18 protein-coding genes and 1 tRNA gene are annotated in these 25,442 nt (G+C 37.9%); 11 read left to right on the forward strand and 8 right to left on the reverse strand.

Annotated features, from left to right (window positions below; all coding sequences use genetic code 11):
- The first annotated feature begins 129 nt into the window (after positions 1 to 129).
- Both CDA10_RS14215 and CDA10_RS14220 read left to right on the forward strand, forming a co-directional pair.
- Positions 130 to 205, forward strand: a tRNA-Val gene (locus CDA10_RS14215).
- A gap of 72 nt (positions 206 to 277) precedes the next feature.
- Positions 278 to 748, forward strand: a complete 471-nt coding sequence (locus tag CDA10_RS14220; protein ID WP_089606235.1) for a DUF2750 domain-containing protein — start codon at positions 278 to 280, stop codon at positions 746 to 748.
- A gap of 41 nt (positions 749 to 789) precedes the next feature.
- On the opposite strand, the gene CDA10_RS14225 is transcribed toward CDA10_RS14220, so the two are convergent.
- The 4 genes from CDA10_RS14225 to yccS all read right to left on the reverse strand — a co-directional run bounded on the left by CDA10_RS14225 (position 790) and on the right by yccS (position 7,538).
- Positions 790 to 1,575, reverse strand: coding sequence for an ElyC/SanA/YdcF family protein (locus tag CDA10_RS14225; RefSeq protein ID WP_089606236.1), 786 nt, complete (start codon positions 1,573 to 1,575; stop codon positions 790 to 792).
- 275 nt (positions 1,576 to 1,850) lie between these two features.
- Positions 1,851 to 4,535: a PepSY domain-containing protein gene (locus CDA10_RS14230; RefSeq protein WP_089606237.1), complete on the reverse strand. Its 2,685-nt coding sequence runs from the start codon at positions 4,533 to 4,535 to the stop codon at positions 1,851 to 1,853.
- 168 nt (positions 4,536 to 4,703) lie between these two features.
- The gene (locus tag CDA10_RS14235) at positions 4,704 to 5,264 is read right to left on the reverse strand and encodes an SdpI family protein (RefSeq protein WP_089606238.1); all 561 of its coding nucleotides are present in this window, start codon (positions 5,262 to 5,264) and stop codon (positions 4,704 to 4,706) included.
- A gap of 99 nt (positions 5,265 to 5,363) precedes the next feature.
- A complete protein-coding gene (yccS, locus tag CDA10_RS14240) occupies positions 5,364 to 7,538 on the reverse strand; it encodes a YccS family putative transporter (protein WP_089606239.1) in 2,175 nt (724 codons plus the stop codon).
- A 143-nt stretch (positions 7,539 to 7,681) separates the two neighbouring features.
- Here yccS and CDA10_RS14245 point away from each other — a divergent pair, with 143 nt between their 5' ends.
- The 3 genes from CDA10_RS14245 (at position 7,682) to CDA10_RS14255 (ending at position 10,659) form a co-directional block, all read left to right on the forward strand.
- A complete protein-coding gene (locus CDA10_RS14245) occupies positions 7,682 to 8,893 on the forward strand; it encodes a multidrug effflux MFS transporter (protein WP_089606240.1) in 1,212 nt (403 codons plus the stop codon).
- Between the two features lie 352 nt (positions 8,894 to 9,245).
- The gene (locus tag CDA10_RS14250; protein WP_089606241.1) at positions 9,246 to 9,695 is read left to right on the forward strand and encodes an ABZJ_00895 family protein; all 450 of its coding nucleotides are present in this window, start codon (positions 9,246 to 9,248) and stop codon (positions 9,693 to 9,695) included.
- A gap of 67 nt (positions 9,696 to 9,762) precedes the next feature.
- Positions 9,763 to 10,659 carry a TIGR01777 family oxidoreductase gene (locus CDA10_RS14255; RefSeq protein WP_089606242.1) on the forward strand — a complete coding sequence of 299 codons (897 nt, stop codon included), beginning with the start codon at positions 9,763 to 9,765 and terminating at the stop codon, positions 10,657 to 10,659.
- A 45-nt stretch (positions 10,660 to 10,704) separates the two neighbouring features.
- Here the strand turns inward: CDA10_RS14255 and thiO are convergent, their stop codons facing one another.
- The gene (thiO, locus tag CDA10_RS14260) at positions 10,705 to 11,814 is read right to left on the reverse strand and encodes a glycine oxidase ThiO (RefSeq protein WP_089606243.1); all 1,110 of its coding nucleotides are present in this window, start codon (positions 11,812 to 11,814) and stop codon (positions 10,705 to 10,707) included.
- 158 nt (positions 11,815 to 11,972) lie between these two features.
- Positions 11,973 to 12,986 carry a porphobilinogen synthase gene (gene hemB / locus CDA10_RS14265; protein ID WP_089606244.1) on the reverse strand — a complete coding sequence of 338 codons (1,014 nt, stop codon included), beginning with the start codon at positions 12,984 to 12,986 and terminating at the stop codon, positions 11,973 to 11,975.
- A 107-nt stretch (positions 12,987 to 13,093) separates the two neighbouring features.
- Between hemB and CDA10_RS14270 the strand changes: the two genes are divergently transcribed.
- From CDA10_RS14270 to CDA10_RS14290, 5 genes are all read left to right on the forward strand, one after another.
- Entirely contained in the window at positions 13,094 to 13,621 is a 528-nt protein-coding gene (locus CDA10_RS14270; protein WP_089606282.1) for a thioesterase family protein, read from the forward strand.
- 327 nt (positions 13,622 to 13,948) lie between these two features.
- The gene (locus CDA10_RS14275; protein WP_089606245.1) at positions 13,949 to 15,106 is read left to right on the forward strand and encodes an HlyD family secretion protein; all 1,158 of its coding nucleotides are present in this window, start codon (positions 13,949 to 13,951) and stop codon (positions 15,104 to 15,106) included.
- Positions 15,107 to 15,112: 6 nt separating this feature from the next.
- Positions 15,113 to 16,639, forward strand: coding sequence for a DHA2 family efflux MFS transporter permease subunit (locus tag CDA10_RS14280; protein ID WP_089606246.1), 1,527 nt, complete (start codon positions 15,113 to 15,115; stop codon positions 16,637 to 16,639).
- Positions 16,640 to 16,783: 144 nt separating this feature from the next.
- Positions 16,784 to 17,077 carry a cold-shock protein gene (locus CDA10_RS14285; protein WP_089606247.1) on the forward strand — a complete coding sequence of 98 codons (294 nt, stop codon included), beginning with the start codon at positions 16,784 to 16,786 and terminating at the stop codon, positions 17,075 to 17,077.
- A gap of 128 nt (positions 17,078 to 17,205) precedes the next feature.
- Positions 17,206 to 17,601, forward strand: coding sequence for an endonuclease domain-containing protein (locus tag CDA10_RS14290; RefSeq protein WP_089606248.1), 396 nt, complete (start codon positions 17,206 to 17,208; stop codon positions 17,599 to 17,601).
- Positions 17,602 to 17,634: 33 nt separating this feature from the next.
- Here CDA10_RS14290 and CDA10_RS14295 read toward each other — a convergent pair whose 3' ends face one another.
- Positions 17,635 to 19,446 (reverse strand): ATP-dependent nuclease, encoded by a 1,812-nt coding sequence (locus tag CDA10_RS14295; RefSeq protein ID WP_089606249.1) that lies wholly within the window; start codon positions 19,444 to 19,446, stop codon positions 17,635 to 17,637.
- A gap of 185 nt (positions 19,447 to 19,631) precedes the next feature.
- The gene (gene metH / locus CDA10_RS14300; protein ID WP_089606250.1) at positions 19,632 to 23,321 is read right to left on the reverse strand and encodes a methionine synthase; all 3,690 of its coding nucleotides are present in this window, start codon (positions 23,319 to 23,321) and stop codon (positions 19,632 to 19,634) included.
- Between the two features lie 461 nt (positions 23,322 to 23,782).
- Between metH and CDA10_RS14305 the strand changes: the two genes are divergently transcribed.
- Complete coding sequence (locus CDA10_RS14305; RefSeq protein WP_089606251.1) at positions 23,783 to 25,402, forward strand: inorganic phosphate transporter; 1,620 nt, start codon at positions 23,783 to 23,785, stop codon at positions 25,400 to 25,402.
- Positions 25,403 to 25,442 lie beyond the last annotated feature (40 nt).

The following is a 25,442-nucleotide window of genomic DNA, read 5'->3' on the forward strand; positions in this document are numbered from 1 at the left end:
TTCGAGTCCCGTCCGCTGCGCCATTCTTTTGATTCCTGAGATCAAGACAATAGCAAAATCAGTTGATAAAGTTTCAGCGTTTTTTTAGAAATCTCTAATATCCTTAACGCACTTTATTCACAACTCTCAGGGCGCTTAGCTCAGTTGGTAGAGCGTCTGCCTTACAAGCAGAATGTCGGCGGTTCGATCCCGTCAGCGCCCACCATATTCTCTCTTTATTCATTTCATAAATTTCTATACAATCAACTTATAATTATTTTAAAAATTACCTATTACTATGAGAAATCCTTATCAACGTAAAGCTGCCTCTTCGACTCAAAAAGGACCAGTTCAAGCCATTGATCAATATAAAATTTTTGTAGAAACAATTGTTTCTCAAACTAAGTTATATGCACTTTATGATGATGGATGGGCATTGTGTTCGACACCTACAGGTCAGCAGTCTTTAGCCGTTTGGCAAAGTAAGAGTTTAGCTCAGTTATTAATCAAGGATAATTGGAGTCGCTATACACTCCAAGAGATTGATTTGATCCCTTTTTTAGATGAAATGATTCCATTTATTATTAAAAATAATACGTTGCTATCAATCAATCTCACACCAGAAGGACAAAATGTTTTGGTTTCAGGGCATAAGTTCTTGGTCGATATCAAAAACTATTTATATCAACTGTATACGACACAACCTGAATTGTTTAGAAATAATATAAATTTACCATTACCAAGAAAAATTCGAATTAATCAAATGTAAATGTAGTGAATGTACTGTCTATTATTCTAAAAGAGTGATTTTTAATACTCACCCAATAGCCAACCACTGATATAGGCAAAATATTCTCTTAGCCATGCGTTATAGCGTGTTGTGATCGGAGTTTCTGCACCGACAGTGATAAAGTTACGATAACCTTGCTTGTTGGCGATTGCACCCGCACGCAGTGTGTGGAAATCACTGGTGACAATTGCAATTTTGGAATCTAAGCCGAGTTGATGTTTTGTCAAAATCGGCTGGCTATTTTTGAGATTTAAATCGGTACTGGTACTCTGGTTTTCTTGCAGAATACGCTTGGCTGGAATTTTCGAATATTCTTGTAAATAATTGGACATGATTTCAGCTTCAGTTTTTACTTCGCCATAATCAAGCCCACCACTGACAATGATCAGTGTTTGAGGTTGTTGCGTTGCAATTTCACCTGCAGTATCTAAACGCTTCGCTAGTGTAGGCGATGCTTTGCCTTGAGTAATTCCGCTACCCAATACAATAATCGCTTGAACATTTTCAATTTGATGTTTTTGATTAGATTTAATCAGTATGTAGCCAAAGAATCCAATCAGGCTAATCAGCCAGATTCCAAATGTTATCCAACCCAAATGCCAAATCTTTTTTAATTTTAAATGTTGATTTAGAAAAGAATTGATTGGCTTTATCCATAATGCTGTTGCACAAAAAACGAGACCAATCAATAGGGGGAGTATTGTCCCTAAGTGGATTTTTTTAAATAAAATAAGGATAAATCCATCAAGGAACAGTAAAAAACCAATGATAAACAGAACAGACCGCAACACTTTGTTTTTATACATATCAATCAAAATAGTTTAAGTATTCTATTATTTTAAACTGAAATTGTATGATTATTTGTAAATAAATCTTATTTTCAAGGTCGCTAACACAAGATGTGGTATTTTCAGTTTGATGTAAATCACAATGCTGAGTAGCTGTGTAACATCGGATCAGTGAAGTAAATAATATTGTCTGGTATCCTCATATTTAAAAATCCACTTTCCAAAATACAAGACCGAGCACTTTGGCTCGGTCTATCTGTTATTAAAAAGATTTAGAATGTGTTGATAAACAATTAATAAACATCACGACGATAACGACCATCGAGACGTAACTGATCGACACGATCTTGACCAAGGATGTCGATCAAAGCTTGCTCAACATCACTTGCCATACCATTGATGCTACCACATACGTAAATGACCGCATCATTTGCTACCCAAGCTTTAAGCGCTTCGGCATGATCACGTAATTTATGATGCACATAGATTTTTTCAGCTTGATCACGAGAGAAGGCTAAATCAATACGTTTAAGCATTGCCGTGTTTTGCCAAGCTTGAACAGTATCTTTAAAGAAATAGTCATGAGCCTGTTGGCGTTCACCAAAAATAAGCCAGTTATCGGTGTAATCCAAACGAACACGAGCATGAATTAAACTCATAAGACCTGCAATACCCGTACCATTACCAATGCAGATAATTGGGCGATTATCTGAAATTAAATGGAATGATTCATTGGTGCGAATGCGCAAAGCAACTTTATCATGTAATGCAATATGCTCAGTCAGCCAACCTGAACCAAGTCCGAGTTCACCTTGTTCATTACGTTGCTGACGAATCACTAGACGTAACACCTGTTGGGTTGGAATGCTGGCAATTGAATATTCACGTGTTGGTAGGGGAGGTAATTGTTCAAGTAAATGTTGCATACTTGAAAATGAACTTATCTCTACGGTTAAATCACGATCCCAAAGTGCTTGCTGAATGGTTTGATTCAAAGTTGTTAGTTGTGTTTCAGCATCAATTCGGTGTTTATCCAAAAAGTATTGAATACGATCTGCACTATTACTTGTTTGAATTTCAGCAATATCACCTGCTTGCCAGCTAGTATCATACGGTGCTTGCAGTTCAAGATTAAATGCAGGAGCACCCATGCTGTTTGGATTAAGCAATTCACGCTTAGCCAATTTCCACTGATCAAAGGTTTTTTCAATCGACATACCTTTTAGATCAAGCTGTGTGGTTTGTGCTAAAGCAGTGTTCCATTTTTGAATGTCATCATTATTTGCATTATTGACTTCAATTGTTGCAAATAATTGTTGTGCGCCAGATTGTTTTAACCATTGATCAATACGATGCCCAAAACCACAGTAAGAATCAGGATAATCTTGCGAACCAAGTGCTAAAACAGCATATTTTAAATGAGAAAGATCGAGTGACATAGTCATCAAATTTTTCTCAAAACTTGATGCAAGATCAGGAGCTTCACCCGTACCATAAGTACTGGCAACAAAAAGAATCTGTTTGGCTTGTTTTAAATCGTCAACCGTTACTTGTTGTATAGCTTTTACAGTTGTTGGCTGATGTGCTTCTTGTAAGCTACTTGAAGTGCGCCAAGCCAATTGTTCAGATACACCAGTCTGTGATGCATAGATGATGAGCCAAGGTGTTGCATTTGGATCAATTTGAACTGCCGAGGTGGTCTGTTTTGCTGCTAAGGTGAGTTTCTTTTGTTTACGGCGTTTGAGATAGAGCATCCAACCTGTCACAAAGAATAACGGCATAGCCAATGCAGCAAGCATGACAATGAACTGATAAACAGGCCCAAAGAAGCTACCACGATGCACAGGAAGCATACTGCTCATAATTTTTTCATTGAGCTTTTTATCTTCATATAACTCAACTTTTTCTAGCTGAGCATTTTGATAATTATAGATTGCCTTATTGCGCGCACGTTCATGTTGAGGAATCGCATCCACAAAAGAAACTTCAACTTTACCATCCGCTTTTTTAGGAATAGAAACGGTGAGAGTAGAGTAGTCACGTTTAATCTGAGAATTAAATCCACTCCAAGTTTGTGTGAGAGCGATTTGAATTTTTTCAGGTTTTATACCTTGTTTTTCATCATGTTGTCGACTTTCTCCACCAGACTGTTCACCACGATTTGGGCTGTCTTTCGCTTGTTTTTCGCTTCGAGCAGCATCACCACGGCCTTCGTCACGGTTTCCACCATCACGTTGTCCTTCTGCACGATTAGCTTGAGGCCGTTGATTGCCTTCTCCGCGACCAGCTTGCATTTCAGGTTGGGGTTTTTCTACGCCCAACACTTTGAACATGCCATTACGCCACCAGTCATACGACCAATATAAGCCTGTACATGCAAGAATTAAGTAGAAAATAACTACCCACGTACCAACAACCGCATGTAAATCCCAAAGGAAATTACGCCCTTTGAGCTTTGGTTTAATCACAAACCATTGTTTAAAAGAATGTTTTTTCGGCCAACGTAAATACAAACCACTCAGTACAAAGAAAATCAGCATCAAGGTACACGCGCCAGTAATTTGCTTACCGACTTCACCTACAGTCAAGTTGCGATGTAATTGTTGTACAAATTGGAAAAAATCTTTGCCTTTGACTTCAGGTAAAACTTCCGCTGTGTAAGGGTTAATCATCATGGTATAGCCCTTGCGTGCACCTTCTTTCACAATATTGATGCTAGAAGATTCGTCAGGTGCTGTTGCAATGCTAATACTATTGATTTTAGTTTCAGGACTTTCTGTTTGAAAATGTTGATAAATTTCAGCAGGTGTTAATTTTGCTTTATTTTCAACTTGAACAGTGAAACTGTCTGGACTTAACCATTTCTGAATGGGTTGTTCATAAGAATAAATAGCACCAGTTACCCCCATAATGGAAAGAATTAACCCTGCTGTAATCCCCAAGAACCAATGTATTTGGAAAAATGTCTTTTTAAACATGGTCGTAAAAGTGGAAATGTAATTTTGATGGACAAATTATAACTGAAGATTTAGAAGATAAAATGAATTTTGAAGATAATATTTATTCTCATTATCATTTTTATTAAAATTCTGTAATGGGGTATAAAAAAACCTCCATCATTTGGAGGTTTTTAAGAAAATTATTTTTTACAGTGTTTTAGCTTCGCCAACAACTTCTTGTAAATGTTTACGTACAGTTGCGAAAGGGAAGTTCCGGCTATCCATACGTTTAGGTAGGATATAAGCACCTTGCTGACCTTTCACTTTAAAGTTAACTAACATAAACTCAGGGGTGTTGTACCATTCATAAATATCACTCCAAGCAATGGTACCAACACCTTCTTGCGCACCCATTTGTTGACGCATGATAATGCCACTTGGTTGTACACCTAGTTTAATGCCTTTAATTTCCTGAACTGGAAATTCATTCATTTTACGTTTTACGTACCACTCAAGGCCAAATTTACGAACCAGTAAATAGACTGCTACACAGGCAAGTGCGACCCAGAAAATAATGGTTGAATAATTTTTAATGAAAATAAGGCCCAATAAAGCCAGCGCTACAACTACGCCCATAATTGCCCAAGCTTTCATTCCAATTTTATTGGTACTACGCCAAATTGCGAGTTGAGCGCTACGTTGTTCAGTTTCCGAAATTTCATACGGAACAGGTTGTAAAGTATAAGCGTAAATATTCTTGGCAGTCATAGTGTCAGTAGTGTGTATAAATCTAGTCAGAGTTTAGCACTAAATCCTCAGATTTAGTGCGCGTATTGTACCAAATAACGAAGCAAATTTTATACACATTTATAAAGAAGCCAATTCAGTTGAATGTTCATCACGTGCATGGCTTAAATTTTGTTTTAAAGTTCTTAATTGGTCTAAAATACTAAACATAAGTGATAATTGTTGAAGAATAATCAAAGATTTAGAGTCATCTAGTTCTGATTGGTTTAAGCGAGTTCGAATGTTCTGTAACATATTTTGTGCGGTTAAATCTGGCGCTTCATCTCGTAGTAAAGCTCCACGGATATCATCTAAGGCTTGATCCAATAAATTTAAAACTTCCTGATCATGTATTTGTGATCTATGTGCCCCCAAAGCGGCAATATAACTAATAAATGTATGATTTAAAGCTAAAAATTTAAATGCTAAGCCTTTTTGACTTGGATCAAAATCGGGTTCAGTGGCTAAAGTTGAAATAAGTGAAGCCACATCTGCATCTGTATTGTGTGCGGCGCGGCGGACAATCCGATAATTCAAAGCATTATTTCGACCATGATGATATTGATTGACCACTTCAGCCATATAGTTACATTGCGCTTCCAAAGAACGCTGAATGGTTCTTGGTAGGCGGCGGAATTTCCAATCAGGGAAAATAAAACTGACGCCAAACCATGCCAAAGCACAGCCAATAATTGTATCGATCATACGCGGCAGACCTGCGTCAAAACCGCTCCCGTCAAGATTAAAATTAATTAATGCCAAAGTCGTTACAAAAGCAGTGGCTTGGGCATATTGTTTACTGCGCAAATCGAAGAACAACACACCTGTGAGCACCAACAATAATAATTGCCCTTCGATGGATGGGACAAAATATAAAATGGCGTAGCCTAAAATGATTCCAGCAAGTGTGCCGATAATTCTTAAACGTAAACGACGTTTAGTCGCATTAAAATTGGGTTGACTGACAAAGAGTGCGGTGAGTAGTACCCAATAACCATATTCAATATTGGTCATTTGAATAAAAACATAACCGATGAAAAGCACAATCGAAACACGAATCGCATGTCTAAACAGAACAGATTCAGGGGTTAAATTCTGTTTAATACGGATAAAAATATCATCCCAACCTTTTAAATCATCATCTTTAAGTTGGTGCTCAATATGTTTACTTTGATCAGTGATAATGTGACGTTCAGTTTCGAGGTTTCGTAATTGAGCATCAATCGATTTGAGGTTTTGATAAAGAGAAAAGAATGCATTGATCCACATGAGATCGTATTTTTCTTCTTGCTTTAACTTGTCTAAAGAATAGCGCAGGTTTTTAAACGCATGTTCGAAGCGAGTATTATGCTCATATGCAGTGCGATGTAAGATACTATCACTTAAATCCTTACATGCTTTACCTTGTAGAGCTATAACACGTTGAAAACGAAATAAAATATCGCTGTGTTCAAATAGTCTCGCTAGTTTTTGATAATCAATATGGGCAGAATCGGCACGTTCATGAATATCTTGAGCGACAAAATAATATTGTAAACTTCGACGCGTATCACGTTGACCTCTATCGCCTTTTAAGCGAGTAAGTAGGGCTGTACGCATTTCGTTGAAGATGGTGATCAAGCGCCCATTTTCTAGCGACAAGCTAATCATGCTTTGTTGATAGCTGTCTGAAGTCATATCGACATCAAATAAATTCGATTTTGAAAATAGAAAATCACTCAGTGCTGAATAACATTGTGATAATTTATCTTGAACTTGGCGAACAGGGAAAAGCAGAAAACTAATCGTAGAAATTAGCCCATACCAAGCTGCTCCAATGACCAATAAAGTCGGTTGCATATACCATTGATCAAATAAATGCACACCAAGCATTGTATAAACAGAGATGACCAGACATCCGTAGGAAATCGTGGCATAACGACGTCCTAAAGAACCCAATAAAATCCAACCGATACAAGAAATAATCAATCCAATTGCAAATAGGATGGGATAAGGAAAAAGTAGGGTTACTGAAGTTGCGGTAATGAAAAATCCAATGTAGGTATACAATAAGTTTTGAATACGTACTGAAAAGCGATCATCAATATCACTTAAACCTGCGGCAAGTACACCTAAGGTTAAAGGAATGGTCATCAATTGATTTCCCATAAAATAAGGAACAAAAGCTGTACCTGAAAAGGCAATGATCATTCGCAAGTTATACATAAAACTTGTGTTATAGGTGGCTTTTCGGAGTTTTAACAACCAAGTCTTCAAAGGAAATCCTTATTTAATCAATAGGTGTTATGGTGATGATCAGTATAGGTAATTTATGTGACTTTTCACTCTTATCAATATCAAATCATACATCGGACAGTGTAAACTTGTCTGTAATCTTCGTATGTAATTATAAATGATCTATGTCTGAAAAAAATGCAAGACAACAGTATTCTATTGGTTGGATTATGCTTTTGGCTTTATTTACATCTTTGGGGCCATTATCCATAGATATGTATTTGCCAGCATTGCCTGAAATGGCTCAAGACTTCCATGTTTCGACACAACAAATAGCCAATACTTTACCTGCTTATTTTTTAGGTTTAGCAATCGGACAACTGATTTATGGCCCTATCAGTGATCGTATTGGGCGGAAAAAACCCTTGTATTTTGGTATGGCACTCTACACGATTGCCAGTTTGTTATGTGTCATAGCACCAGATCATTGGTCTTTGATTGCTGCACGGATTCTACAAGCACTGGGTGGCTGTGTTGGTGTGGTGATGGCACGAGCAGCGATTCGCGATTGTTTAGATGTACAAAGTTCTGCGCAAGCTTTTGCGAGTATGATGATTGTAATGGGGATCGCCCCAATTCTCGCACCAAGCATTGGTGCAGCAATTCTACATTTCTTTAATTGGCATGTGGTTTTTATTACATTGTCTTTGATCGGTTTAATCTGCTTGCTGTGTGTGCATTTTTTATTTAAAGAAACACTTGAACCAGCGCGAAGATTAAATCTAAATTTCAAACAAGTTTTTATTTTATATGGCGTTATTTTAAAAGATAAAAGCTTTCATTTTCCAATGATGGCAGGCTGTTTTACAGGTGCAGCATTGTTTTGCTATATCAGTTCAGCTTCAGCCGTGTTGATGGATGGTTACCATTTATCTCAGCAACAATTTGCCTTTGCATTCGGTTTTAACGCTTTTGGTATTATTATTTTATCGTCTTTAAATAAACGTTTAGCCAATAAAGTTTCTGTCATTAACCGTTTGAAAATAGGTGGTCTGATTCAAGTGCTTGGTGCTTTGATTATCATCATCGCTGGATTATTAGTCACCGCACCATTGGCTTTAGTCATGTTTGGACTATTTATGACTGTATCAGGCATTGGTTTTACTGGGCCTAATGCAATGGCTTTGGCAATGTCAGGGCAAGGCGCAAGGGCAGGAACGGCAAGTGCTGTTATGGGAAGTATGCAATTTGCATGTGGACTTTTGGGTGGTGTGGTTCTTAATTTATTGGTTTGGAATCCGCTATTTAATATGGGGATTTTAATGTTAGCATTCACTTTTATGGGGTTTATAACTATTTTAAAAGTTGCCCAACAACTCAGACAAAACGCGGCTTAATCCGTTCGTAGATATATTAGATATAGCTTATGTCCAACTACACTGAAATTGCATTAAAAATAGCATGATAAAAAATAAAAGGCCGACGATTCGAGTGATGATAAATCGTCGGCCAAAATACTTCGTTTAATTTAGATTCAGGCTGCTATTCTAAATCTAGATATTGAAGCATAAGTTTTAGGTCTCTCTTGGGAGGAAGGTCTCCAAATCTATGCGGATGCCGTGCACTAGGACTTGGTTGCTGCGACCTTATACTTATATAACGACATCAGTTGAGGATTGGTTGACAAGAAAATTAAAAAAACTTAAAAAAACTTCTTATAATGTATTTTTAAAGTTTGGATAAGTATCGATGGTTTCGCTAAGCAAATATTTTTTATGGTTTTTTGTTCTTTGTTTAGTGCTGACTGTGGTTATGGGATTAATCAGTTTAATTGTTCCAAATCAAATTGCAGGGATTCTTATCGCATTTCCATACTTGATCAGTATGATCATTGTGTTGCATCTGTTTCTAAATCGACAAAAGAGAGCACCTACTCAACAAGAAAAGAAAAAATTTACGATAGGTTTTAGTTTGATTTTTTGGAGCTATAATTTAGTTGGTTTAATTGGTGAAATTTTGTACTTTTCTCGACAAAACCCCGAGGTTTTAACAAACTTTCTATCTGGGTTACAAAATATTCAATTTTTAAGCATTTCAATTTTAATGTTACTCATGCTTGCTGTTCCTTTATATTTAATTACTTACTGGTTTTATGGGAAGCAAGCGCAACGTATGGCAGCAAAAATGTTTGGAGCGTAATTTTTTATCAATTGCTATTTTTCCAATAGCTCTAAAGACTTTAAAATAAAATAGGAATAAATAGAAAATGAAAACAGTTTTAGTCACAGGTGCGACAGGATTTATTGGCAGCCATTTACTTGAATATTTACTCAGTCATGGTTTTCAAGTGGTTGGATATTCACGACAACAAAAAACATCGACCAATGTACAGCTTCGATGGATCCAAGATTTTTCTGAACTTGAAAATTTAACCATAGATTATGTGGTGAATTTGGCAGGAGAAAGTATTGGAGAGGGGCGTTGGACAGCCAAACGCAAGCAACAACTGATTCAAAGTCGTGTTGGTACGACACAAAAACTTTATTGCAGCTTAGAGCAATTTCAGATCAAACCTGAATGTATCGTTTCAGCTTCGGCAATTGGATTTTACGGTATTGATTTCAATGAAAATTGGTCGGTTGAATGTGATGAAACATCACCATCTCAAAATATCTTTATGTCTGAATTGTGCCAAAAATGGGAAGCCGAAGCGCTAAGTCATCCAGACCAAAATACTAAAATTATGCGTTTAGCTGTTGTTTTTGGAAAAGGTGGTGGAATTTTGCCGCAAATATTATTACCCATTAAACTGAATTTAATTGGAAAAATCGGTACAGGCCGTCAACCGATGACTTGGGTACATGTAGATGATGTGATTCAAGCCATTCTATTTTTATTTAAAAGTAATTCTCCTCAGAAGATTTATAATGTGGTTGCACCTGATCATATTTCTCAGTCGCAATTTGCACAGCTTGCATCACAGGTTTTAAAGCGTAAACCTTTGTTATTTTTACCAAGTTTTGTGATGAAAATCTTGATGGGCGAACAATCTCAATTGGTTTTAAATGGGCAGTATGTTCAACCCAAAGCTTTGCTAAAAGAGAATTTTCAATTTCAATATGTAGATTTAACAAGTTCTTTACAGCAGATTGTGAATGCGTAAATTCTAGTTACTCATCATCAACATCTGCTTATAAGACTCTCTTTTTCATCCAGCATGTTTTAAGCGTTCTGTAGAATAAGCATCTGCATTTACTAAAGTGTCTTGATTTAAAATAAGTTGCCTAAGCAATCGAGCAGATGCAGGCCCCATACATAAACCATTACGATAATGCCCAAAATTGGCCCAAAGATTATCGAGTTCAGGCATTCGCCCAATATAAGGAATACCTGTAGGTGAGCTTGGTCTTAAGCCAGCCCATTGTTTTACAATTGGAAAATCAGCAAGCTCAGGCACCATTTCTACACAAGCTTTATAAATGTTTTGCTGTGTTTGTACGCTTGGTCGATGATCAAAACCAATATTTTCCATACTTGAACCACAAACCACATGACCATCCATACGTGGAATGAGGTACATTACTTTGTTCATACACATGGTTGGTAACCAATTTTCAGGGGTTTTGAATAGCATCATTTGCCCTTGTACGGGTTCAACTGGGATTGAAAGCTGTAATTGTTCTGACCAACAGTTTGACCATGCACCTGTCGCAATAACAAACTGATCTGCTTCAAAGTGTTGTCCACTTGATGTTTGGATAGATTGGATGTGTTGGTTTTGAATATTAAATTTTTCAATCCATGTATTTTCATACACTTCAACATTTGAGTGTTGTTTGAGATACGTAATCAGTGATTTGAGTAGTCTTGGATTTCTGATATTGGCTAAATGCGGAAAATAGATCGCATGTTGAAATTGTTGTGAAATATGCGGATTAATATGTTCAAGTTGCGTTCTTTTTAAATATTCGCAATGTTGCATTGGGTCTTGGTATTGGTCTTTGTAATTGAGTCCAATATCAAAATCATCCTCATCAAAAATTAGCATACCCGTTTCGTGAATTTGAAAATCGATACCTGTTTCAGGTTGTAATTTTGCATTCCATTGTTGATAAAACTGTTTTGCATATTGGGCAAGATGGTTGACTTCTTGAGGATATCGCCATGGATACATTGCAGAGAGAATACCACCTCCTGCCCATGAGGCAGCATGTCCAGCTTGTTGCTGGTCAAAAAGCGTGACTTTACAGCCTTGTTCTGCAAGTTCTAAGGCAGTGAGTAATCCGCTTACTCCTGCACCGATAATGGCGATGTGCATTTTGTGTTTTATACCGATACTCAATTTTGTTTTAACCCGCCTCAATTACGCTTAGTTTTACTGTCGCTCTTTAAAACTTGCTTAGATAGGGCTTTCAACTTTTCATTAAATTGATAATGAATACCTCCCTTTTTTAAAGGGAGGTTGGGAGGGATTGATTACTTCATTTCTTTTAATTGACGTGCCGCATGTTCAGCATAGTATGTCCAAATACCATCTGCGCCTGCACGACGGAAGCACATGAGTGATTCCATGATGATGCTTTCAGACAACCAGCCGTTTTGAATTGCTGCTGCGAGCATGGCATATTCACCACTGACCTGATACACAAAGGTTGGTACGCCAAAGGTGTCTTTAACTTCACGAACCACATCTAAATAAGGCATGCCTGGCTTAACAATCACCATATCTGCACCTTCTTGAATATCCAGTGCGATTTCATGCAATGCTTCCGCACGATTACCGACATCCATTTGGTAATTGTATTTATTGCCACCTTTTAAGTTCGATGATGAACCGACAGCATCACGGAATGGTCCATAAAAGCTTGATGCATATTTCGCAGAATACGCCATGATACTGGTATAAATATGACCATGACTTTCTAAAGCTGCACGGATAGCACCAATACGCCCATCCATCATATCACTCGGTGCAATCACATCTGCACCTGCTTCGGCATGACTTAAAGCTTGTTTAATCAAACATTGAACAGTTTCATCATTTAAAACATAACCTGTTTCATCGATAATACCGTCTTGGCCATGTGTTGTATAAGGGTCTAATGCGCCGTCGGTGATGAGTACCATTTCAGGTAACTCTTTTTTCAAAAGGCGTAGCGTGTTTTGCACTAAACCATCTTCATACCATGCCGCTTCTGCGGTTAAGCTTTTGTCTTGTTGTGGTGTTACTGGAAAGAGAGCGAGTTTAGAAACACCAAGTTCTAGCAAGGTTTCTGCTTTTTTCAACAGTAAATCGGCAGATAAACGTTGTACATTTGGCATGCTTGGCACATCTTGGGTTTGGTTCTGCCCTGGAAGTACGAATACTGGATAAATGAGATGATCTGCTGTGAGTTGAGTCTCTCTGACCATCGCCCTAAGTTTGTCGTTTTTACGGATACGGCGCATACGCGTAGCGGGAAAAGCAGGACGATTGAACGTATAAGTCATAACACAATCTCGTTGTTCAGTATTAAACTAGGTCATAATTGTAGTCCTTTCATATGTCTTTTGGGGAAAAACTAACGTTTTTTCTCATTATTGGTTCCGAAATTATTATGAGTGATTCTTCTAAAACTGATTCTGCACCAAGCGAATCACAAAAAAAATGGACTGGTAACTTACATTTAGGTGCGAAAGCAGATTTAAATGTTGTTCTCAACCAGCTCACCACAGCATTTAATGGTTCACCTTATTTCTCGCACAACACCATGCAAATGCGTGTCGTGAATAATGAAATTGAAGGTTATATCGAAATGCAATCATTCTTGATTGGAAATGTTGCCTTTCAGATTTTACATGGCGGTGTTGCTGCAACCTTATTGGATAGTATTGGTGGAATTGTGGCAATGGGGGAGCTTTATAAACGAGCAGAACCAGATCAACTGCCAGATACTTTAAAGAAAGTATCTCGTTTAGCAACGGTTGATATGCGGGTTGACTATTTGGCACCTGGCCGTGGTAAGCACTTCATTGCTAAAGCTGAAACTTTAAGAATGGGGCGTAAAGGTTGTACCATGCGTATGACTATGGTGAATGATGAAGGTCAAGCTATTGCAACTGCAATCGCATCTTATGCCTATTAAATTATCAAAGTGTACTAGTTAGTACAGATTGTATGAATTATGTCAATATAAGCCATCAAAATGAGCATTTTGATGGCTTATTTTTTATGAAAAAGAAGATTAAAATCAATAGTATTACAGGAAATTTTCTAACTAAACTGATGAGTAATATTTTTATTCTCACATGATGATTTTTGTCTGTAAAATTGACCGCCACAAATTTTAAAAATATGGATTCAACTCATTATCCAATATTCGCCCCATTTAAGTTGTTAAGTTGAGTTTCAGCTTAGGTACTTAAACTCGGCTAAAGATAGTGATAGAGCCAACAAACGCTAGGAATATGCGATGACGGAAGCGCAAACGACGAATGCATCTCTTGATGAGGCAAATGAATCTCAAACAGATTTAGAGGCACAGCAAAAACGTAAGAAAATGCTAAAAATATTTGCAGCGATCATTATCGTAGCAGCGATTTTATATGCAATTTGGGCTTTGGTTTTTGGAAATTCTGTAGATACAGACAATGCCTATGTCGGTGCAGAAACTGCCGAAATCACTTCTATGGTCAGTGGGCAAGTTGAAAAAGTATTAGTGAGCGATACTCAGCAAGTTAAAAAAGGCGATGTATTGGTTATTATTGATCATCGTGATGCAAAAATTGCAGTTGCTCAAGCCGAAGCTGAATTAACCAAAGCGAAGCGTCAATATACACAAAGTTCTGCAAACAGTAGTTCATTGTCTTCACAAATTTTAGTGAGTGCCGATGACATTAACAGCGTGAAAGCGCAAGTGGCGCAAGCTGGTATTGCTTATCAACAAGCTCAACAAGAGTTTGCTCGCCGTCAGCAATTGAATGCTTCAGGTGCAATTTCTAAAGAAGAATTCACCAAATCACAAAGCGCTTTAAATAATGCAAAGGCAAGCGTAGATGTTGCACAAGCAGCGCTTGCGCAAGCTGAATCTAAGCGTAAAGCGGCACAAAGTAACTTAGATGCCAATGAAGCATTGATAAAAGGTTCGTCGCAGTCTTCTACCCCCGATGTGTTGGTTGCTCAAGCTCGATTAGATCAAGCTTTATTGGACTTGCAACGTACTGAAATAAAAGCACCTTTAGATGGTGTGATTGCACGTCGTAGCATTCAAGTGGGGCAACGTATTGCAACAGGTTCAAGTTTGATGAAAATTGTTCCAATCAATGCTTTGTATGTCGATGCAAACTTTAAAGAAAGCCAATTAAAAAATGTCAAAGTCGGCCAAAAAGCCACATTGACTTCAGATTTATACGGTAAAGATGTTGAATATCATGGCACGGTGATTGGTTTCTCTGGTGGTACTGGTTCAGCATTTGCACTGATTCCTGCACAAAACGCAACAGGGAATTGGATTAAAGTCGTTCAACGTTTACCGGTACGAATCAAACTAGATCCTAAAGAATTAGCTGAGCATCCATTACGTGTGGGTTTATCTATGGAAGCTGAGGTCGATACCTCATCAGCGAAGTAATGGCTTATGAATAGCACAACTTTTCAAGGTGAGCTAAAAGGCGGTAAGTTATTACTGGCCGCTTTTTTCCTCGCATTGGCAAACTTCATGGTCGTTTTAGATATGACCATTGCCAATGTCTCCGTTCCTCATATTACGGGAAGCTTGGCAGTTTCAAGCTCGCAGGGAACATGGGTGATCACATCCTACGCTGTGGCAGAAGCGATTTGTGTACCGTTAACAGGTTGGCTAGCAGGGCGTTTTGGTGCGGTACGTATTTTTATTATTAGTTTGATTGGTTTTACTACATTTTCAGTCTTGTGTGGTTTATCCAATAGCTTGGCTATGCTAGTGCTTTGTCGTATTGGACAAGGTCTATTTGGTGGGCCAATCATGCCACTCAGCCAAACTTTGCTCATGCGTATTTTTCCGCCTGAAAAGCACTCTCAAGCCATGGGGATGTGGGCAATGACCACTGTTGTTGGCCCAATTTTAGGGCCGATTTTAGGTGGGACGATCAGTGATAATTTCTCTTGGCACTGGATTTTCTTCATTAACATTCCTGTTGGTGTGATTTGTGCATTGGGCGTAATGCGATTAATGAAAGTCGCTGAGACACCAACTGCCAAGCTTCCTATTGATACGATAGGATTAACACTTTTAATTGTGTGGATTGGTGCGCTTCAGTTGATGCTCGATCTAGGGCATGAACGAGATTGGTTTAATAACACCTTTATTTGCATACTTGCTGTGATTCTCGTGATTGGTTTTATTGCCTTTTTTATCTGGGAATATTATGAAAAGCATCCAATCGTCAATATTCAAATCTTCCGCTACCGTGGTTTCACCATTGCAACGCTGTCCTTAGCATTTGCTTTTGCAGCTTTCTTTGGCAGTATTGTTTTGATTCCGCAATGGGTACAAATCAACTTGGGCTATACCGCTTCATGGGCAGGCTATCTGACAGCAACGATGGGTTTTGGTAGTTTGTTAATGTCACCCATTGTGGCAAAAATGGCGACCAAATACGATCCTAGAGCATTGGCGAGCTTTGGTTTGATGATCTTGGGCGGCGTCACATTGATGCGTTCTTTTTGGACTACAGATGCTGACTTTATGGCATTGGCTCTACCGCAGATTATTCAAGGGTTTGCAGTTCCACTGTTCTTTATTCCATTGTCAAATATTGCTTTGGGTGTTGTTCGTCCAGATGAAGTGGCTTCAGCTGCGGGTTTGATGAACTTTATGCGAACTATGGCGGGAGCAATTGGTGCATCTATTGCCGTAACCATTTGGGATGATCATGCGAAGTTGGCACGTAGTGAGATTGTTTCCACTATGCATGTTGAAGAAACGCAACGTAACTTGGTCAATAATGGTTTCAGCCCTGAAATGGCTTTAGGTACGATTTCCAATTTAGTCGATAAAGAAGCTTTAACTCTTTCAGTCAATCATGTGTTTTTGATTTTTGCGATGATCTTTATTTTCGCAGGATTGATTATTTGGTTGTGTCCTAAACCGAAAGGAAGTGTGGGTGCAGGACATGCACACTAAATTTTGATTTAAATGGAAAGCCTACTGAAAAGTGGGCTTTTTTCTGGTCGCTATTCTGTCAGAGCAAAGCAATTTTTGGTGTTTTCTCTATTGATCAAGATCAGGCTATAATAGGGGCATTGTGTACCACTATGGGGAATATCTATGAAGTCTGAATTTCAGCAAGGGAAAATTAAACAATACGATGCCGATCGAGGCTTCGGGTTTATTGGTGGGCTTGAACAAGATATTTTCTTTCATATTTCTGATTTTCCGCTTGCAGATGGTGAGCCAAAGCGAAATGAAAGAGTTAAATTTATTGTTGTTGAAAACGATGGTAAGTTAAGAGCAATGAAAATTGAACGTGTTGAAGATCAATCAGCAAAGGCTAAAAAGACTAGAATTGTTGAAAACAATAAGTCGATTACCAATAATTTGTTGTCTAATTTTAGAAAGTGATGGTGTAAATTCCTTCCAACCTTCTTTCTTAAAGAGGGATTTTCCGTGAATTTTATAATGGTAGCGGATTCATGGTATTCCTCCCTTTTTTAAAGGGAGGTTAGGAGGGATTAAACAGAAGAATAAAAATGAAACCCTACAATAAAAACTTAAAACAACCCTCACGTGATCTCAGAAATAATATGACGGATGCGGAGTTGCTGCTTTGGAGAAGGTTACGCCGTAAACAAATTCATGGATTACAGTTTTATCGTCAAAAACCAATCTTAAATTATATCGTTGATTTTTATTGTCCATCTGCAAATTTAGTGATTGAGTGTGATGGTGGTCAGCATTATACAGATGATGGTTTAGATGCTGATCGAGTCAGGGATGGGGCTTTGGCTGGGCTTGGTTTGATGGTGTTGAGATTTGATAATTTGCAGATTTTGAATGAGATTGATGGGGTGGTGGAGCAGATTTATTGTGTTGTTGAGCAAGGATTGGAACTTATCAAATTAGAATCTCCCTCTTGCGAAACATAGTTCCTCCCTTTTTAAAAGGGAGGTTAGGAGGGATTATTTTAAGGTTATTGTTGGGATTGAATTTTCAAGATCTGCTAATTCATTCCAGCAAATAGCACCATTTGGTAAAGTCGTATTGTTAATTTCTAAAATTCCATCCAAAAGTTGTTTAATCGTAGCGTATTTAATTTCACATTCTTTAATATTATTTATACAGTTTTCAGGTTTATCTGATTCTACTGTTTCTGCAAAATATGCTGATTCAAAGTTTATGAGTGATGCTATTACGCGTGATTTATTTGTCATTTGAGCTTTTATTTTATTGTTGTTAGTCCATGCAGGATTTGTGATAGTAATTGTGTCATAAACTTTATGTTTCTCTGAACTTAAGTCTTTATTTATTTTTTTACTTAGACATTGTTGTGTATCAGTGTCGTGAAGTACGTAATATTTGTTTTTAAAGTGATTTAATACTTTCATCATTGATGCAACAGTAACTTTTCCTCTTGCTCTAATTATATTTAAATCATGGTAGTGTTCATTGATTAATGATTCTTTTTCACGGATATAATTAAATGCCGAGTATTCAGTGTCACCCTCTACAATGAGAATTTTTCCACCAAAAAATGCTTGTGAAATATGTGAGTCGAATAAATTCATTAATTTTAAATTTTCTTTATCGTCAGCATCTAGCTGTACATTTTCAGGTCTATAAAGTGTTGAAGCTTCAATGTCATTATTAAGACTTTTTTCTACCCTAATAACAGTTGTGTGATCTTTACTTAAATCAATAAAATTCGGTGAATGTGTGGCAATCATTATTTGCCAATTATTATTTTCTGGTAATGAATATAAAACATCGCGGGCGTTAGCGATAGCCAAAGGATGTAAACTTACTTCAGGTTCATCAAGAAGTAAGATGTGAGAGGTATTGGAGCCTAAATTTTCATGCTGAGATTTTGCATTTTTTGTAGTTGTATTTTTAGCTTTGATGCCTTTATCAGCTAGAAGTTTTAAAATGGTCCATAAGGCGGTTCGTCGACTACCACTTCCTTGTTTTTCCAAAGGGAATTTTTCTCCATTTATCGTCCCCATATGAACATCAAATTCATCACCAAGTAAAGTTATTTCTATTGGAGTATTTATTTCAGGTGAAGAGATTTTAAGTTCATGATTTGGAAATATTTTTCCAATTATTTCATTTGCAGAGGTTTCAAGTTCTTCAATATTTTGTGTTTGTTGACTTTTTGTAGTTTTTCTTAGGATATCTAATGACTCAATAATGGTCTCATAGATTGTTTTATCATCTTCATCTGAGCTTTTATGCGTTTTAATTGCCTCATCTAATAAATTTTTTAGTAGAGATTTAATAGCTCTTGCTTGAATTTCAGGTTCATCAAAAGTACTAACTCGGTGTGGTTTGGGTCTTCTAGCTTTTGCTACACTATTGACTCCCCAAGGCATTTTTTCAGCATCAGTTTGTATAGCAAATCTTTGTTCATGTATATTGAATCCAACTCGTATGGGGTCTTTCTTTGTACCCGTCCATGTCCATTTTTCTTTAACTAGAAAAGTTCCATCATCTAATGGTAAACACCATTCATTACCAGGTTTTGTATCATTTGTCGTAATTGAGTGTACTTCGATTTCAGGTAAACAATCTGGAGAAACTTGATTATTATGAAAGTCAGACTCTTCTAATTGTAAATTGTCTGTAACAACCTCAAAGGCTCTTAAAATTGTACTCTTACCAGCATTATTTGCTCCAACTAAAATTACAATTTTATCAATTTCTAATTCAATGGAATTTGATCCAATACAACCAAAGTTTTTAATGATTAATTTTTTAATCTTTGGAATAGACATTATTTTACCTCATAATAATAAAATTATTTACTTGATAATAATGCATTTAATTTTTTATTAAAAGGTTAATTTAATCCCTCCCAACCTCCCTTTAAAAAGGGAGGAGCTGTCACGTAATTAAATAGATACGCGAAAGTTCCCCTCTTTGGAAAAGAGGGGTTAGGGGAGATTAAAAAAAGAAAAACTCAAGAAACCGAATCATCCAAATTCGGTGCTAACCAACGCTTCGCTTCATCCAACGTCCAATTTTTACGTTGAGCATAATCGTCTAGCTGGTCACCAGAGATTTTACCCACGTTAAAATATTCAGACTGTGGATTTGCATAATAAAAACCACTAACACTTGAAGGTGGCCACATTGCAAAACTGCTGGTCAATTGCGTACCAATCTTATCAGTCGTACCTAACCAATCAAACAAAGACGCCTTTTCAGAATGCTCAGGACAAGCAGGGTAACCCGGTGCAGGACGAATACCGACATACTTCTCTTTAATCAACTCTTCATTAGAGAGTTGTTCATCTGCCTGATAACCCCAGAACTCTTTACGAACACGCTCATGCAAATGTTCAGCAAACGCTTCGGCAAAACGATCACCCAAAGATTGTGCAAGGATTGCAGAATAATCATCGCCTTTGGCTTTAAACTCATGCGCCATTTCCTCCGCACCAAAGATTGAAACCGTGAAACCACCCAAGTAGTCTTCAGCTTGATCTTTAGTCGCAACAAAATCAGCCAATGATAAATTTGGTTTACCTGTGACTTTGTCAGACTGTTGGCGAATATGATGGAACGTATGTGTTACAGATTGACCATCTTCATTAAAGACTTCAACGGAGTCTGCCGCTGAACGGTTGGCAGGGTAAATACCAAACACAGCACGAGCATCGAAGCGTTTATTTTCAATAATGTCTTTTAACATTGCTTGAGCTTGGTTATACAAATCAGTTGCAGCTTCACCGACCACTTCATCTTGTAAAATTTTCGGGAACTTACCCGCTAAACTCCAAGAAATAAAGAATGGTGTCCAGTCAAAATATTCCACCAAAGTTTCTAGTGGATAATTGGTAAGTGTTTGCATACCAATGAAATTCGGCTTCGCAGGTTTATTGGTTGCAAAATCAATTTTCAAACCATTTTCAATCGATTCCGCATAAGACAGTTTGGCTGCTTTAGGTTGCTTATTGGCAATACGTTCACGTACCTTTTCATATTCAGCACGATGTTCAGCGACAAACTTAGGTTTCATTTCAGGTGAAAGCAAAGTCGTTGCAACACCCACGGCACGAGAAGCATCAGCTACATAAATCACCGCATCATTTGAATATTGCGGATCAATTTTTACCGCAGTATGTGCTTTAGACGTCGTTGCACCACCGATCAATAACGGAATATTGAAGCCTTTACGTTGCATTTCTTTTGCAACAAACACCATTTCATCCAAAGACGGTGTGATCAAACCTGACAAGCCAATGATATCGACTTTTTCATCGATCGCAGTTTGTAAGATTTTTTCAGCAGGTACCATCACGCCAAGGTCAACAATGTCATAACCATTACAGCCAAGAACGACACCCACGATATTTTTGCCAATATCGTGCACGTCGCCCTTAACCGTTGCCATCAGCACTTTACCTTTAGATTGCGCATTGCCTTTTTCCGCTTCAATGTACGGATTTAACCAAGCCACAGCTTGCTTCATTACGCGGGCAGATTTTACCACCTGTGGTAAGAACATTTTACCTGAGCCGAATAAGTCACCGACCACGTTCATACCATCCATGAGAGGACCTTCAATCACATCCAATGGACGTTTAGATTTTAGGCGAGCTTCTTCAGTATCTTCATCAATAAATGCTGTAATTCCTTTGACTAAAGCATATTCAAGACGCTTTTCAACCGTGTCATTACGCCATTCAAGGTTTTCAACTTGTTTTTGTGCAGCACTTTGACCACGGTATTGTTCTGCAACTTCAAGGAGTTTTTCAGTGGCTTCTTGACCGCTTTCACCCTGATTTAAGTTAAGAACAACATCTTCAACGGCGTCTTTTAGTGCTTTAGGAATATCGTCATAAATCGCCATTTGACCAGCGTTAACGATTCCCATCGTCATGCCTTGTTTGATGGCATAGTAGAGGAAAACTGAGTGAATGGCTTCACGAACAGGTTCATTGCCACGGAATGAGAAGGATACGTTAGACACACCGCCTGAAATCATGGCATGTGGTAAGTTTTGCTTGATCCAACCTGTAGCTTCAATAAAGTCAACAGCATAGTTATTGTGTTCTTCAATACCTGTCGCAACTGCAAACACGTTTGGATCGAAAATAATATCTTCAGCAGGGTAGCCGACATCATTCACTAACACATCATAAGAGCGTTTACAGATTTCACGCTTACGTGCAGCGGTATCAGCCTGCCCCATTTCATCAAATGCCATGACGATAACCGCAGCACCGTACTGACGGCATAAACGTGCCTTCTCGACAAACTCGTCATAACCTTCTTTTAAGGAAATCGAGTTGACAATCGGTTTACCTTGTACGCATTTCAGACCTGCTTCAATAATTTCCCATTTCGATGAGTCAATCATGATCGGTACTTTAGAAATTTCAGGTTCAGAGGCAACCAGATTCAAAAAGTGCACCATTGCACCTTGTGAATCGAGCATGCCTTCATCCATGTTGATGTCGATGACCTGTGCGCCTGCAACGACTTGTTGTAGCGCAACGTCTAAAGCTTCAGTAAAGTTTTCTTCACGGATTAAACGGAGGAACTTTTTAGAACCTGTCACGTTGGTGCGCTCACCGACATTTACAAAAAGTGAATCATCCGAAATGTTAAAAGGCTCTAAACCACTTAAACGACATGCTGGTTTTGTTTCAGGAACTTGACGAGGTTTAATGTCTTTGACTGCATTATAAATCGCACGAATATGATCAGGTGTTGTACCACAACAACCGCCTGTAATATTAATTAAACCACTTTCAGCAAATTCTTTTAAGAATGCAGCAGTTTCTTCAGGTGTTTCATCGTATCCACCAAAGGCATTGGGTAAGCCTGCATTTGGATGCGCTGAAACAAAAGTATCCGCAACATCAGAAACTGTTTTTACATGCGGGCGCATTGCATCTGCGCCTAAAGCACAGTTAAAACCAATCGACAGTAAATCACCATGACGAACAGAGTTCCAAAATGCTTCTGCAGTTTGCCCTGTGAGCGTACGACCAGAAGCGTCGGTAATTGTTCCCGAAATCATCAGTGGTAATTCACGACCAAGCTGTTTAAAGACTTCTTTTACCGCAAAGATTGCAGCCTTACAGTTTAGCGTATCGAACACGGTTTCAATCAGGAGGATGTCTGCACCACCTTCAATCAAAGCATGTGTTGCTTCGATATAATTTTCTTTAAGCTCATCAAAAGTAATGTTACGAAATGCAGGATCATTGACATTTGGAGAGATCGAACAGGTACGTGAAGTTGGACCAAGTACACCTGCCACGAAACGTGGTTTTTCAGGTGTTGAATATTTTTCACACGCTGCTTTGGCAAGTCGTGCAGCTTCAAAGTTGATTTCATGGACTAAATCTTCCATGTGATAATCAGACATAGAAACACGTGTACCATTGAAACTGTTGGTTTCAATGATGTCTGCACCAGCATCAAGATAAGCTTCGTGAATCCCTTGGATAATCTGAGGTTGTGTGAGCACCAAAAGGTCATTGTTGCCTTTTAAGTCAGATGCCCAGTCAGCAAAACGCTCACCACGATAATCCGCTTCTTCTAATTTATGGCGTTGAATCATGGTTCCCATAGCACCATCAATGATCAGGATGCGTTGGGCAAGAAGCTCTTTTAAGGTGGCAAGTGTCGACATTTAAAACTCTCAGACAGTTTTTTAAAACGTGCAATATATTAACAGATTGTCTATATGATTACTGTAAAAGGCGATTTCAATGCTGTTTTATTCATGGGAATGTTTGATTTGTTAAATTGAACATTTTTATATAGCTGAAACAAAAACAATGCGTGTTTTTTCATCAATTTGTCATAAAAATAAGGCAAAGTATAAGAAAGTAGAGACTTATTTGTAATATTTGTCTGAAATATTACAAATATTATTGGGTCTAGAAATGCCGAGATTTAGCGATTTTTAGTTTTAATTTTTGATTTAAGTTTATGAATTTAAATATTAAATGGTTTTAATTTCTGACTTTATTCATCATTGATAGAAGTGAAATAATTGTGAAACTCGCTTTTTATTACAGCTGTTTGTCATATAATTGTCACAATTAAATTGAACAATAAGGGGATTTTATTATCCTCTTAACCGTCTGCATGAATTCGAATTTACCTCCCGTCTCAGATTCAGAACATTCAAACACTGTAAAGTCGACGAATGTACATGTACCTACACCGAAATTTTTTATGCCGGTGTTTTTGACGATTATCGTTGCAACATTGATCTACATCGGTGTGCAATTAAGTGCAGATTTGGCACATGTTCCACCTTTAAGCCTATATTCAGTTATTCTTTTAGCGACAGCCTTATTTATCGCTTTAGGCTTTGAGTTTGTTAATGGTTTCCATGATACAGCCAATGCCGTAGCCACGGTGATTTATACCAATGCATTACCTGCACCTGTTGCTGTGATGTGGGCTGGTTTTTGTAATTTTCTTGGGGTGATGGTTGCAAGTGGTGCTGTCGCATACGGCATTATTGCCTTGCTTCCTGTTGAATTGATTATGAATGTCGGAAGCGGTGCAGGTTTTGCCATGGTTTTTGCCATGCTGATCGCCGCTATCCTTTGGAATTTGGGAACATGGTTCCTTGGAATTCCTGCTTCAAGTTCTCACACCTTGATCGGTTCGATTTTAGGTGTAGGTATCATGAACTACATTTTGTTTTCATCGAGTGGTGCAAGCGGTGTAGACATGGATCAAGTGACTAAAGTGGGTAAGGCTTTATTATTCTCACCTTTAATCGGTTTTGCTTTTGCAGCAATTGTATTCTTGATTGTGAAAAAAATATTTAGAAAACAATTAGAATTGTTCCAACCACCAGAAGGCAATAAACCACCGCCACCATTGATTCGTGCAATTCTGATTTTTACCTGTACAGGTGTAAGTTTTGCGCATGGTTCAAATGATGGGCAAAAGGGGATGGGTTTGATCATGTTAATTCTGATCGGCTTGGTTCCATTGGCTTATTCTTTAAATAAAAATTTAGATCAGCATCATTTGCAATCTTTCTCTCAATTATCTGATCAAACTGCGACAGCAATCTATGCTCAGCATTCAAATATTTCAGATGAGCAAGCACGTACAACCATTACGAAATATATTCAAACTAAAGAAATGACACAGGACGTTGTACCTGCTTTGGCAAGTTTGACTGATCATTTGGGTGAACGTGTTGGTCAGTTTGATAATCTAAAAGATATTTCTGAGACTGAAATTTCTTCATTACGTAATGATATGTACTTAAGTACCACTGCTTTTAAACGTTTAGAAAAAGCAGATCAATTACCAAAAATGAGTGAATCGCAAGCGAAAACGGTCAAAGAGTATCGTAAAAATCTTGATTCATTCCTTCAATACATTCCCAACTGGGTCAAAGTTGCTGTAGCACTTGCACTGGGTTTAGGAACAATGGTAGGTTGGAAGCGTATTGTGGTTACTGTGGGTGAGCGTATTGGTAAACATCACATGACTTATGGTCAAGGGATGTCTGCTGAACTGGTTGCGATGTCTACAATCGCTGCTGCTGACGGTTTTGGTATGCCAGTTTCTACAACGCATGTATTAAACAGTGCTGTAGCAGGAACAATGGTTGCAAATAAGACTGGACTGAATTTTGCGACAGTACGTACGATTCTTTCAGCATGGATTTTTACACTACCTGCAACAATCTGCTTATCGGGTACGTTGTACTGGTTGTTATTGAAAGTATTTTAATTTTCAACTGAATTAAAAACCAAAAAACGCTGCAATTGCA

Source organism: Acinetobacter piscicola, from assembly GCF_002233755.1.
GTDB lineage: Bacteria > Pseudomonadota > Gammaproteobacteria > Pseudomonadales > Moraxellaceae > Acinetobacter > Acinetobacter piscicola.

Bases quoted from the DNA above. Each gene is read 5' to 3' on its own strand.
- CDA10_RS14220 (WP_089606235.1), top strand. From the start codon at position 278: ATGAGAAATCCTTATCAACGTAAAGCTGCCTCTTCGACTCAAAAAGGA.
- CDA10_RS14225 (WP_089606236.1), bottom strand. From the start codon at position 1,575: ATGTATAAAAACAAAGTGTTGCGGTCTGTTCTGTTTATCATTGGTTTT.
- CDA10_RS14230 (WP_089606237.1), bottom strand. From the start codon at position 4,535: ATGTTTAAAAAGACATTTTTCCAAATACATTGGTTCTTGGGGATTACA.
- CDA10_RS14235 (WP_089606238.1), bottom strand. From the start codon at position 5,264: ATGACTGCCAAGAATATTTACGCTTATACTTTACAACCTGTTCCGTAT.
- CDA10_RS14245 (WP_089606240.1), top strand. From the start codon at position 7,682: ATGTCTGAAAAAAATGCAAGACAACAGTATTCTATTGGTTGGATTATG.
- CDA10_RS14250 (WP_089606241.1), top strand. From the start codon at position 9,246: ATGGTTTCGCTAAGCAAATATTTTTTATGGTTTTTTGTTCTTTGTTTA.
- CDA10_RS14255 (WP_089606242.1), top strand. From the start codon at position 9,763: ATGAAAACAGTTTTAGTCACAGGTGCGACAGGATTTATTGGCAGCCAT.
- thiO (WP_089606243.1), bottom strand. From the start codon at position 11,814: ATGCACATCGCCATTATCGGTGCAGGAGTAAGCGGATTACTCACTGCC.
- hemB (WP_089606244.1), bottom strand. From the start codon at position 12,986: ATGACTTATACGTTCAATCGTCCTGCTTTTCCCGCTACGCGTATGCGC.
- CDA10_RS14270 (WP_089606282.1), top strand. From the start codon at position 13,094: ATGAGTGATTCTTCTAAAACTGATTCTGCACCAAGCGAATCACAAAAA.
- CDA10_RS14275 (WP_089606245.1), top strand. From the start codon at position 13,949: ATGACGGAAGCGCAAACGACGAATGCATCTCTTGATGAGGCAAATGAA.
- CDA10_RS14280 (WP_089606246.1), top strand. From the start codon at position 15,113: ATGAATAGCACAACTTTTCAAGGTGAGCTAAAAGGCGGTAAGTTATTA.
- CDA10_RS14285 (WP_089606247.1), top strand. From the start codon at position 16,784: ATGAAGTCTGAATTTCAGCAAGGGAAAATTAAACAATACGATGCCGAT.
- CDA10_RS14290 (WP_089606248.1), top strand. From the start codon at position 17,206: ATGAAACCCTACAATAAAAACTTAAAACAACCCTCACGTGATCTCAGA.
- CDA10_RS14295 (WP_089606249.1), bottom strand. From the start codon at position 19,446: ATGTCTATTCCAAAGATTAAAAAATTAATCATTAAAAACTTTGGTTGT.
- metH (WP_089606250.1), bottom strand. From the start codon at position 23,321: ATGTCGACACTTGCCACCTTAAAAGAGCTTCTTGCCCAACGCATCCTG.
- CDA10_RS14305 (WP_089606251.1), top strand. From the start codon at position 23,783: ATGAATTCGAATTTACCTCCCGTCTCAGATTCAGAACATTCAAACACT.